Origin of the sequence: Kineosporia rhizophila (genome assembly GCF_021277265.1) — a bacterium.
Classification (GTDB): domain Bacteria; phylum Actinomycetota; class Actinomycetes; order Actinomycetales; family Kineosporiaceae; genus Kineosporia; species Kineosporia rhizophila.
Window position 1 is genome coordinate 350,009 of record NZ_JAJSOH010000002.1, and the last position, 11,388, is coordinate 361,396.

Consider the following 11,388-nt stretch of genomic DNA (forward strand, 5'->3'; position numbering starts at 1 on the left):
GGGAGAAACGTACTACTTGCCCAGGGACACCGAATGTCGAGAGGGGTCTATTGCGTGCGGTCGCGCAGGTCGGCCACGTGTGGCGAGGTGAGCGGGTCGATCCCGCCGGCCAGCGCCATGTAGACCGAGGCGAAGTCGGTGAGCGAGACCAGGTCGGCCAGCCGCTCCAGCGGATGCCCCGGATCGGCCGCCACCTCGGTGACCCGCACCCCGGCGTCCTCGGCGGTGAGCCGGACCGCGTCGGCCGTGCGGGCCGTCTCCAGCCACGAACCGTCGGGCCGGTCGAGCGTGGGAGCCGCGTCGCGCAGCAGCAGCAACCGCATCTGCGGGCCGGCCGCCGGGATGTCGTCGAACTCCGGGTCGGCGAAGATGTCCGCCTCCGGCCGCCGGGCCAGGGGGCCGTCGAAGGTGGCGACCACGTCACCCGCGTCGTCCGGCAGGGCCCCGCGCATGGCCGGGACGCGGGCCGTGCGGGCCAGCATCGAGACCGCGCGCAGAGCCGCCACCCCGGTCACGTCGCCGTCACCGAGCACCACGGGCATGACCCCGGAGAGCTCGAGGGCCAGCGACTTGGCCGGGTTGACGAAGGCGTCGGACGAGGGCCGGTACTTGTCGGCCTGGGCGTCCAGCCGGTTCGCGACCCGCTCCAGCACCTCGGTCGAGGCGTCGGTCAGGCCCAGCTCGTGGGCCACCGCGACGACCGGCACGGTCAGCGACCACAGCGCCATCCGGGAGGCCCGGGCGGCCGGGGTCTCGTTGCGCGGGACGGCCACGTGCACCCCGCCGGTGCGCTCGGAGACCTCGGCGAGCGGCGAGCGGGGAGCACCGACCGTGAGCAACCGGCAGCCCCGGCGGGCGGCCTCGGCGGCGAGCCCGAGCGGGCCCGGGGCCCGGCCGGACATCGACACCGCCACGACCAGGTCGAGCGGCCCCACCCAGCCCGGCAGCGGCAGACCCCGCCGGACCGAGACCGGCACCGGGGCGCTGCTGCCGGCCATCAGGATCAGGATGTCGCCAACCACGGCCGAGCCGCCCAGGCTGGCCACCACGACCGCGCGCGGGCGGCCGTCGGCCACGATCTTCGCGATCTGGGCCTCGGCGGTGGCGGACAGGGCCATCCGGACCTGCGCCCCGGCCATCGCCAGGGCCCGCAGGCTGCCGGAGGGGTCGGCCGCGGCCAGGCCGTCGGGGTCGTCGAGCAGCTGTTCGTCCAGTGCCATCGCGCAGATTCTCCAGCGAAGCCGTCGGTGCAGTTCAGAAGCGGGCGGGCCGGCCCCTCACCGTGGTCAGGACCGGGTGCGGGCCTCGTCCACGAGCAGCACCGGGATGCCGTCGTCGACACGGTAGGCCAGGGAGCAGCCGGTGCACTGCAGCTCGGGCGAACCTTCGGGGCCGGTCCCCTCGGCCAGGGTGGAACGGCAGCTCGGGCAGCGCAGGATGTCCTGCAGCCAGGATTCGATAGCGGTCACCGGCTCATCCTGGCGCATCCCGTCGTCAGCTGGCGACCTCGGCCGCCCGGACCAGACCGAGCACCTCGTCGCGCAGCGCCGCCATCACCGCCGGGTCGGCGGCCTCGGAGTTCAGGCGCAGCAGCGGCTCGGTGTTGCTCGGGCGCAGGTTGAACCACCACAGACCGGGGTAGCTGCCCTCGCCGGCCGGGGCGTCGGCCTCGTGGCTGATGGTCAGGCCGTCGAGCCGGTCCACCACCACGCCCGGGCGGCTCTCGAAGGCCTTGGCCACCCGGGCGGTGGCCTCGTCCACGTCGGAGACCACCGAGTTGATCTCACCGCTGGGCGTGTACCGCTCGTACTGCGCGACCAGCCCGGACAGCGGGCCGTCCTGCTCGCCCAGGGCGGCCAGCACGTGCAGCGCGGCCAGCATGCCGGTGTCGGCGAACCAGAAGTCGCGGAAGTAGTAGTGGGCCGAGTGCTCGCCACCGAAGACCGCGTCGTGGTTGGCCATCTCGACCTTGATGAACGCGTGACCGACCCGGGTGCGCACCGCCTTCGCGGCGTTCTCGGCGATCACCTCGGGCACGGCGCGGGAGGTGATCAGGTTGTGGATCACCGTGGCCTCGCGGCCGGCGGCGCGCTCCTTGGCGATCTCCCGGGCGGCCACCAGCGCGGTGATCGCGCTCGGGCTGACCGGCTCGCCGCGCTCGTCGATCACGAAGCACCGGTCCGCGTCGCCGTCGAAGGCCAGGCCGAGGTCGGCGCCGTGGGCGGGCACGGCCTTCTGCAGGTCCAGCAGGTTGGCCGGGTCGAGCGGGTTGGCCTCGTGGTTGGGGAAGGTGCCGTCCAGCTCGAAGTACATCGGGACGATCTCGAGCGGCAGTTCGGGCAGGCCGATCGCGGCGCCGAGCACGGCCGGCACGGTCAGGCCGGCCATCCCGTTGCCCGCGTCGACCACGATCTTCAGCTTGCGGCGCGAGCCCAGCGGCACCAGGCCACGCAGGTGCTCGGCGTAGCCGCGCAGCGTGTCGCGCTCCTCGACGACCGGGCGGGCCGGCTCGTCGAGCCCCCAGGCCGGGTCGTCGAGCAGCTTCTGGGCCAGGTCGCGGATCTCGGCCAGACCGCTGTCCAGGCCGATCGGGCGGGCCCCGGCCCGGCACATCTTCATCCCGTTGTAGCTGGCCGGGTTGTGGCTGGCGGTGAGCATCACACCCGGCGCGTCGAGGGCGCCGCTGGCGTAGTAGAGGCCGTCGGTGCTGCACAGGCCGATCATCACCACCTCCCCGCCCTCACCGGTGACGCCGGCGGCGAAGGCCTGCGCCAGGGCCTCGCCCGTGTCGCGCATGTCCCGGCCGATCAGGACCCGGCCGGGCCGGCCGTCCGGGGTCGGGGAGAGCACCGCACGGGCGAACGCCGATCCCAGGGCGCGCGCGATCCGCTCGGTCAGCTGAGTGCCGACCAGGCCACGGATGTCGTTGGCTTTGACGATTTCGGTGAGCTGAGCCACCGGGGAAGGCTATCTGAGCCGCCACCGGCCTCGGGCCCGGAACGGACACGACCAGGTCTCGTTGGCGCGGTCCGACCCGTTCGGACGGGCCGGACCGCCACAAACGTCCTTTATCTAGTTCTTTCGGGCCTTGTCGAGCACGGAGGCGACGCTCAGGGCGTCCCCGCCGTGCTCCCAGGTGCGGTGCTCGCAGCGGTGGCAGGAGGTGAACTCCACCGGGGTGCCGTCGGTCAGGTTCATCGAGAGCCGGGTCACCCGGCTGCTGCCGCAGGCCTGGCACTGGATCTCGGACCGGTGCTCGCGCTGGGTCAGCGACCCCAGCGGGATCGACGGGCCCGCCGTACGGCCGCGGCGCCGGCCACGGGTCGGCGTGGTTGCTGCCGACGAGGCCGAGTCCGCTGTGGAGGCCCGGGACTGAGAAGTCATGGAGGGGAGATCCTTGCTTCGGACGACAGGGGAAGTGACCCACGCCGGGTAGTCACCCGAACGCAGGCTGCTGCGATGCTCCCTGTCATTCGGCGAGTCACACCGGCACCTTGAGTCACCGGAGTGTCCTGACATCCCACCCGGACCGGCGCCGAAGCAGCGAAATGCGGACTTCTCAGGTGAGGGGTTCGCCCAGGATCGGATCCTTCAGAACGCGCAGGTGCCCGCGCCGCCCGACCTCGACCGTGGACAGCTCGGCGTCGGCGTCGGGCGGGAGCTCACCGGCCGGCGGGCGGGCGGCCTCACGCACCGCGTCGGCCAGGGCCAGCAGGTCGTCGTGCGAGGGCGGCGGCGGGACGAACTCCCCCGGTGCGAGCCGGACGATCTCCCAGCCGCGAGGGGCGGTCAGCCGCTCGGCGTGCACCGCGCACAGGTCGTAGCAGTGCGGTTCGGCGTACGTGGCCAACGGGCCGAGCACCGCCGTGGAGTCGGAGTAGACATAGGTGAGCGTGGCGACCGCTACCCGCTGGCAAGCGGTCCGGGAACAACGGCGCACTCCACTCACGATTGAGAAGTTACTCCCTCATCAGACGCACCGGCCGCACCGGCGCGCCACCCGATTCGTGTCGTCGCCACCACCGGCTCCTGACCGGTGAGGACGCACTCATCTTGCCCGATCCGTCCCCGGACGTCACGGATGCCGAGCCCACAGATCACCGCGCGCACAAATTCCGGGCGGGTTCCGGGCGGATCAGAGGGCCGACGGACGTCCTCCAGTATCCTCAGCGGGTGGCCCGACCTCGCGTGATCCCGGATCCGGCCTCCCCCGGAGGCTCGTCCGGAGGCCGCCCGAAACGCCGTGACCGGCGTGGGCGCGGCATCCGCGGCCAGCTGCTCCCCCGCTCCGTCCCGGCCTGGAAGAGCCGCGCCGACCGTTTCGACGACCTGGTGCTCGACGCGGTGGACCACCTGTCCGCGCGTTGGGAGAAGGAACTGAGCGACGTCGAGTTCGCGGTGGAGGACGTACCCCCGAGCGACCCGTCGCCCTGGGAGCACGGCGAGATCCCCCTGGGCCGGTTCTTCCCCGCCGACGGCGCCCTGCCTCCCCGCATCGTGGTCTACCGCCGCCCGGTGGAGACCCGGGCCGCCGACGCACAGGACATCGGCGACCTGGCCCAGAGCGTGGTCGTCGAGCAGGTGGCCCACCTGCTCGACCTCACCCCCGAAGAGGTCGACCCGCGCTACAACCGCGACAGCTGATCACCGCAGGCCGACCCGGGTGTCGGCGACCGCCGTGGCCGGCACGTCGTCGGCCGAGGCCGGCTGCACCCCGAGCACGGTGATCGAGGTGCCCGACTCGTCCGTCGAGGTCGCCACCAGCGAAGCAGCCACCGGCCCGCCCTCCGGCCGGGACATCCGGAACGCCGCCGTCTTCTCCTCCAGCGGGAACGCCGAGCCCGTGCCCTTCTTCATCTCCACCTTCACCGGCTTCAGCTCGCGCCCCTCGGCATCGATCGGGGTGATCGTCAGGGCACTGTCCGGGCCCGCCGCCACCAGCGAGACCGTCGCCCGGCTGCCTGCGGGCAGCACCGAGTAGCCGCCGCGGTCGAGGGCCGGCACCGCCGGGGCCCAGCCGAACTCGGTGGCCTGGCGCCCGGGGCTGCCCAGGCGGCCGATCTGAGCCGCCGCGACCACCGGAACGTCGGCCTCCACCACCGCCGTGTAGGTACCCGACGCGATACCCGAGACCGGCACGTCCGCCACACCGCCGCCCGGAATGTTGAGCACTGCCGGAGTGGGCATCTCGGCCTCACCGGAAGAACTGAGCAGGCGCACCCGGACCACGGCCTCCTCACTGCCCGGCACCGCCACGCGAACCGAGGTGGAGCCGGGGGCCGCCGGATCGTCGGCCGTACGGGAGTATCCGTTGACCAACGAGATGCCCGGAATCAGCTGTCGTCGGGCCGGTTCGGCAGAGGGCGAGACCACGTCCACCCCACTGGGCACCAGTCCTCGCAGCCTCGAGTCGTGCATCCGCGCGACCACCTGACCGCTACGGGCCACCACGTGCACTGCCACGCGCTCCTGGTTCGGCGCGAGAGCGTCTACGAACAGCGGGGTCTGGCCGCCTGCGGGCACCACCACACCATCTCCGGAAGGCGCCTCCACCCGGCCGTCGGCCCCCAGCACAGTCACGTCCACCACCGCCGCCGAGGCCGTGGGGTTGGACAGCACCAGCCGCAGTCGCTGACCGGTCCGGGTGCCCCCACCGACCAGCCAGGCATCGCCGGAGGTCTGGTCGCAGCGACTCGCGGACAGCCCGCGCAGGTCGCCCTTGGCGGTGAGAGTCGACTGCACAGCGGCCAGTTCGGGCGCGTCGCCGGCTCGTCCGGCCTCCGCCGTCATCACGATCGGACCGAGGTTCCAGGTGGAGAGGCCGGCGACGGAAGCCTGCCCCTCCTCGTTCTCCAGTTCGACCCGGGTGCCCGGGTGCACCGAGAACCCGGTCTTGGGAACGCTTTCGCTCAGCTGCCGGATGGCGTCGAAGTTCTTCCCCTCGGCCTGCAGTTCGGCCTCGGCCTCCCCCTCGGAGGCCAGCAGCGCACTGATCAGCACACCGGCGTCCGGGCTGACCGCCTTCCCACCTTCGGGCACCACCAGCGTCTCGGGCCCCGAACAGGCCAGGGTGGGCACGGCCATCGCAGCCGGCAACCGGTTGGAGACGGTGCTGGAAACCGCACTGACGCCGATCTGCTCGGGCAGCATTGCGGCGCCGACCGCGATGCCCCCAGCCACCGCCAGCACTCCTGTCACCGAAAGTGCCCCACGTGCTCGCTGGTTCACGAACTCTCTTCCTCCCCAGAGTCGGCCGGAGCGTCGTGACCCGCTTCCCGGCCGCGCTCGCGGCCCTGCTGACGGACCGGACCGTCGGAAGTCTCCCCCTGGTCCGGGCGTGTTGCTGCGTCCCCACTTCGGGGGGCGACCGCCGCGCTATCGGCGGAACCCGCCGGATTCGGCGCGCTTTCGACCAGTGGTGAATCACCCGAATCGGCGGTGATCTCTGCGACCGCAGTCACATCCTCTGCGGCCGGCTCGTTCTCGTGAGAGGTACGAGGACCCGGCGGCAAGAGCGCCGGAGAGGTCGCCTCGGTGCCGGGCCGGGTCTCAAGCGGTTTTTGGACGTCCTCGAGCCCCGACGCCGTCGGCTCACCTTCGACTCCGGTCGGCTCCGGGTCGATTACGGACGCTTCCGACGACTCGGCCTCTACATCCTGGGTTTCGTGGTGGGCCGGCTCGGGCGAGGGCTCCACGTCCGGGTCGTCGGGCTGAACTGGCGTGGCGCCGGTTTCGCCGGACTCCAGGACCTCTTCGGCAACCGGCTCCTCGTCCTGAACGACGGTCTCAGGCGCTTCCTCCTGCGCCTGGACTGTCGGACGAGCCTCGGCCGCCAGCCGGGCCTGCACCGCCTGACGGGCCTGCACGGCCGCTGCTTCCGCCGCCAGCGCCTCGGCCGCCTGGCGGGCCGCCCGCCGACGCCGCCGCGAGGGCCGCTGCGCCATCGGATCGTCGCCGTCGGCCGCCTCTACCGCCAGACGGCGGGCCAGATCGGTCATCCGGGCCTGATGCTCAGCATAGGCCTGCGCCGGATCGGTACCACCCGACTGCCCTGACGTACGCGTCTTTTCGCCCCGACGCGGGCGATCGGCAGCGTCTCCCGGCCGCCGGACCCGGCGTCCGGTACTGACCGGCGGAGCGACCGAGGACTGCTGCGACTGCGGACGCCAGCCCTTCTGCGGAATGAGCAGACGGAGCCGACGACGCGGCAGGGGAACCGCGATCAGCAGAGCCAGGCCGAGAACGACGAGCCTGGTCAGGTTGTGGGCGCTGCCGGTGGCCGGCTCGTGCTGGACCGCCAGGGTGCCGCCCTCGGCCGGCAGTTCGAACGCCTGGGCCCAGCCCGCGTGAGTGGCCGGTTCGAGGGCGGACTCGCCGAGTGTGGCCTGCCAGCCGGAGTCTTCGCGCTCGCTGAGCACGAGCATCCGGCCGGGTTCACCACTGGGGATCTGCGCCGTGAAGTTGACGCTGGGAGCGGGCACGGTGGTGATGAGCTCGCCCTCGGAGGACAGCAGCCGGACCCGCGCCGGGCGGGTAGGGGCGGCCTCGTCGTCTTCCGTTCCCGACTCGGCCGCGGCGCCGGGGGCCAGTTCCACCCGCCACAGCACCTTGCCGCCGGAGTTGCTCACCCGGACCAGCCCTGGTGCCACGTCCAGGGCCGCCAGCGCGGCCTCGCTCGCCTCGGGATCGGCGGGGCGGCCGGTGAGCAGCAGCACCGAGCCGACGTCGAGGTCGGCGAAACGCTCGCGCTGGTCCTCGTCCGAGCCGGACAACAGCGCACCGATGGCCTTCAGCACCGGCTCGTCACCACCGGCCCGCGCAGCCAGCGCCGACGGCGTGAGCGAGGCCGCCGACTCCTGCCCGATCTGCGGACCACCGGTGCGGTAGAGCGTCCACCGCACACTGTTGGCCGCGGGCTGAATGGCCAGCGTGCGAGTGGCCGCCGGACCGTCGGCCTCGGCCGCCGCCACTGCGGGCAGCACCTCTGGATCGGTGCGGTGCACCCAGCGGTTCGGGCTCCCCGTCCAGCCGTCGGCCGCCCAGGAGGTCAGCACCAGCACGGGGGTAAGCACCGCCAGCGCGCCCATGGTGACCGCGCTCCAGTGCCCGAACCCGATGCTCCGCGCCCGCAAGCGGCCCGCCGCACCGTCGAGGTTCGACAGCGCCGCAGTCAGCAGTGTGAGCAGAAGCAGTGAGACGGCCGGTCCGGACCAGCCGTGAAGGATCCCGTCCGGGCCCGGACGGGTGACCACCACCGGGATCGCCACCGCCGTGACCAGCGCGGCCAGGCCGACCAGCCAGGCCAGCACGGCGATCCGGCGCCGGAGGCGGCCGGTGAGCGCGGTGAGGCCGAGCAGGATCGGCGGCACCACCACGAACACCGCCAGCGCACGCAGCCAGAGGCCGGAACCGCCGATGCCGGTGAGTTCGGCGACGATCCGGGCCAGGTCGTGCACCGGGCCGCGGTTGATGACAGCCGGGTCGGCGGGCCACAGGGCAGCGGCCCAGCCCGGCGAACCGGGCCGGTCCGTGCTGGCTCCCCCGGGCTCGGCCAGGAGCAGACGCGGGTCTCGGGCCACGGCCTGCCACCAGGGGGCGAGCAGGACTGCGGGTACGACCAGCGTCCACAGCAGCAGCCGGCGCCCGGTCCTGGCCACGGCCAGGAGCACCAGGACGGTGAAAAGGGCCGGCAGGGTCAGGGCGGGCGCGGCGGCGATCAGGACGGTGAGGCCCAGACCGGCGCCGGAGGCTGCGGCCAAGGAGGCCCGGCGGCGGCGCACCATGCCCGGCATCGAGGGGCCGAGCGGTTCCAGCGGGCGCAGGCCGACCGCCCGGGTCAGGGCGAGCGCGGTGAGCGGCAGCAGCAGGTGCGCCACGATCGCGCCGAGCCGGCCCGCCGTGACCGAGAGGATCAGCGACGGGGCGGCGGCCCAGACCAGCGCGGCCCAGGCCCGCAGAGCGCGCGAGCGGGTGAGCGCCGAGGCCGCCGCCCAGGCCGCCAGGGCGGCCAGCGGCAGGGCGCCGAGCAGCAGGAACTCGGTGCCCGCGCGGGTGGATCCGGCGAACGGCCAGGAGATCAGCGCGAGCACCAGGTCGAACGGGTCGGCGGCGGCCGAGACCCCCAGGCCGGTCGGGCGCCAGCTGGCCAGCCCGGTGGCCCAGAGCCGGCCGGCCTCGGCCGGGGCGGGGATCAGTGCGTCGCCCACCGGCACCCCGGAACCGCGCAGCAGCACCCGCAGGGCCACCAGGCCGGCGGCCCCGGTCAGGAACGCCACCAGCAGGCCGATCCGGAACGAGACCGGCCGGCGCGGCAGTTCGCGCTCGTCGTCGAACCGGATCTCGTCCTCGGAGGGGAAGGCCACCGGCGCGGGAGTGATCGGGGCGTCGTCGCGGTCCGGGTCGTCCAACGGGTGCCGGGCCTCGCCGGGTGAGGTTCCGGCTAGGTCGGTGTGATCGCGAACGTCGATCACCAGGCCCTCGGCCCCGACCGAGGTGGTCGGGGTCTGGGCGAGCTCGTCGACCCGGGGCCTGCGCACCGCCCATCCTCGGCGGGGCGCATCGGGGGCCTTCCGGCCCGGACGCGCTACCTCGCGGCCCTTCTTCCGGACCGCCGGGCGGGCTGAGGGGGGCACCGGAACGCCTGCTCCAGGCGCGGGCTCGGCCCACGCCTCCTCCTGCGCCCGTAGGTACGAGGAGAGCCGGTCTCGCCGCTGGCGCAGCGTCGGCCGGATTCCCGCCAGCAGACGCCGGTATTCGCGGCGTGACATGGTGCGCCCCTTGCGCGCCCGCCAGCGCGCCCTGATCCAGGCCACCGGGTGGCAGAGGGCCAGGAGGTACGCGGCGATCTCGCCCAGCGCACGATCGGGCTGCTTGAGCGCGAGCCGGGCCAGTGCCCGGACCACCGCCGCCGCCCCCAGCCAGACGATCAGCAGGGGCAGCAGGGGCAGGGCGACCGAGGCCAGCCGCAGGTGCACGGCGGCCCGCCGGTCGCGCAGGGCCCCGGCCGCGGCGATGCTCCGGGCCGAGCCGACACTCTTCGAAGTCCCGCGCAGACCGGACGAAGTCGCCTCGGCGTGCGCCATCACCGCCTGGGGCACCACCACCACGCGCTCGCCGGCCAGATGAGCCCGACGGCACAGGTCGAGATCGATGCGGGCGTTGCCCAGGGCCGGGTCGGGACCGCCCAGACGTTCCCAGAGGTCGCGCCGGACAAGCATTCCCGGGGTGGCCACGGCCAGCACGTCGCTGCGGTGGTCCAGCTGCCCCTGGTCGATGTCGTCCAGGTCGACCCCGGTCACCCGGGCCCCGAAGCGCGAGGTGGTGAAGCCGACGTCGAGAAGGCGGCGGCTGTCGGCCCAGCTGACCTGCTTGCAGCCGGCGATCCCGATCGAGGGACCGGCGTCGACGGTCTCGATCAGCTTCTGCAGGGCGTCCGGCGCGGGAGCCCCGTCGTCGTGCAGCAGCCAGAGCCACTCCACCGGCGGCTGGTCACCCTGGGTGGCCAGAGCTCCGGAAATCGCCAGAACAGCCGGGTTTTCCACAGCCGACCCGAGCGATCGGTGGGCCGACCCGGCCGCGGTGCTCACCGGCGTCCTCAATTGGGACCCGACGGAATCGAGAGCCGCGCGCACCGCCGGCCCGAAACCGGTCTGCGGCCCCAGCCGCACCAGGTCGGGCGTGGCGATCGCGAGCATGTCGGCACTGCCGTCGGCCGAGCCCGCGTCGACCGCGATCAGACGGTCGGGACGGCGGGTCTGGGCCTCGAGTGCATCGAGAGTGCGCGGCAGGAAGGCGGCACCGTCGTGGGCGACCAGGACGGCGGTGACCACGACCGAGGGACCCGGCTCCTGCGGGGGCTGCCAGGACGACCAGTCGATCTCCTCGTCCGGCGGCTCCAGCTCCGGGTCGACGAAAAGCAGGTCCGGCCGCCGGTTGTCGGCGCCGGACCCGGCTGGTGCTGCCTGGCCACGAGGACTCACAGCGAGATTCTCATGACAACGGGAACTGTTCGGCCGGGCTCAGACCGCCTGCTTCTTCACGCGGCGGCGCTCACGCTCGGACAGACCGCCCCAGATACCGAACCGCTCGTCCTTGGCCAGCGCGTACTCCAGGCACTCGGCCCGCACCTCGCACGACATGCAGACGCGCTTGGCCTCACGGGTGGAGCCGCCCTTCTCCGGGAAGAACGCCTCCGGGTCGGTCTGCGCGCACAGTGCCCGCTCCTGCCAGGCCAGCTCCGGGGGCAGGCCGTCGGAACTCGTGGCAACCAGGGTGAGGACATCCAGCTCGGCCGAATTCTCCGACATTTCCCCGTCGTTCGTGCTCTCGCTGATGATGATGTCACCTGCCGCCATGAGCTCGTGCACTTGGCGCCTCCCTCGACCCGGG

Annotated in this window: 9 protein-coding genes; 1 reads left to right on the top strand and 8 read right to left on the bottom strand. The window is 73.3% G+C overall.

All coding sequences use genetic code 11. From position 1 onward, the window contains the following. Positions 1–47: 47 nt before the first annotated feature. The 5 genes from LWF15_RS05070 to LWF15_RS05090 all read right to left on the bottom strand — a co-directional run bounded on the left by LWF15_RS05070 (position 48) and on the right by LWF15_RS05090 (position 3,949). Positions 48–1,220 carry an SIS domain-containing protein gene (locus tag LWF15_RS05070; protein ID WP_232809180.1) on the bottom strand — a complete coding sequence of 391 codons (1,173 nt, stop codon included), beginning with the start codon at positions 1,218–1,220 and terminating at the stop codon, positions 48–50. A gap of 66 nt (positions 1,221–1,286) precedes the next feature. Then, entirely contained in the window at positions 1,287–1,469 is a 183-nt protein-coding gene (locus tag LWF15_RS05075) for a Trm112 family protein (protein ID WP_232809181.1), read from the bottom strand. A 25-nt stretch (positions 1,470–1,494) separates the two neighbouring features. After that, positions 1,495–2,958, bottom strand: coding sequence for a phosphomannomutase/phosphoglucomutase (locus tag LWF15_RS05080; RefSeq protein ID WP_232809182.1), 1,464 nt, complete (start codon positions 2,956–2,958; stop codon positions 1,495–1,497). 114 nt (positions 2,959–3,072) lie between these two features. After that, a complete protein-coding gene (locus tag LWF15_RS05085) occupies positions 3,073–3,384 on the bottom strand; it encodes a hypothetical protein (protein ID WP_232809183.1) in 312 nt (103 codons plus the stop codon). Positions 3,385–3,559: 175 nt separating this feature from the next. Continuing rightward, entirely contained in the window at positions 3,560–3,949 is a 390-nt protein-coding gene (locus LWF15_RS05090; protein WP_232809184.1) for a DUF3499 domain-containing protein, read from the bottom strand. Positions 3,950–4,173: 224 nt separating this feature from the next. Between LWF15_RS05090 and LWF15_RS05095 the strand changes: the two genes are divergently transcribed. Further along, complete coding sequence (locus tag LWF15_RS05095) at positions 4,174–4,644, top strand: metallopeptidase family protein (protein ID WP_232809185.1); 471 nt, start codon at positions 4,174–4,176, stop codon at positions 4,642–4,644. Here LWF15_RS05095 and LWF15_RS05100 read toward each other — a convergent pair whose 3' ends face one another. The 3 genes from LWF15_RS05100 to LWF15_RS05110 are packed head-to-tail and all read right to left on the bottom strand — an operon-like array spanning position 4,645 to position 11,306. Continuing rightward, on the bottom strand, positions 4,645–6,228 hold the full coding sequence (locus LWF15_RS05100) for a DUF5719 family protein (protein WP_232809186.1): 1,584 nt from the start codon (positions 6,226–6,228) through the stop codon (positions 4,645–4,647). After that, positions 6,225–10,979 (bottom strand): glycosyltransferase family 2 protein, encoded by a 4,755-nt coding sequence (locus LWF15_RS05105; protein WP_232809187.1) that lies wholly within the window; start codon positions 10,977–10,979, stop codon positions 6,225–6,227. The genes LWF15_RS05100 and LWF15_RS05105 overlap by 4 nt, the downstream gene beginning before the upstream one ends. 39 nt (positions 10,980–11,018) lie before the next feature. Beyond that, positions 11,019–11,306: a WhiB family transcriptional regulator gene (locus LWF15_RS05110; protein WP_232809489.1), complete on the bottom strand. Its 288-nt coding sequence runs from the start codon at positions 11,304–11,306 to the stop codon at positions 11,019–11,021. Positions 11,307–11,388 lie beyond the last annotated feature (82 nt).

Coding starts and splice junctions, on each gene's coding strand:
- LWF15_RS05085 (WP_232809183.1), bottom strand. CDS start 3,384: ATGACTTCTCAGTCCCGGGCCTCCACAGCGGACTCGGCCTCGTCGGCA.
- LWF15_RS05110 (WP_232809489.1), bottom strand. CDS start 11,306: ATGTCGGAGAATTCGGCCGAGCTGGATGTCCTCACCCTGGTTGCCACG.
- LWF15_RS05070 (WP_232809180.1), bottom strand. CDS start 1,220: ATGGCACTGGACGAACAGCTGCTCGACGACCCCGACGGCCTGGCCGCG.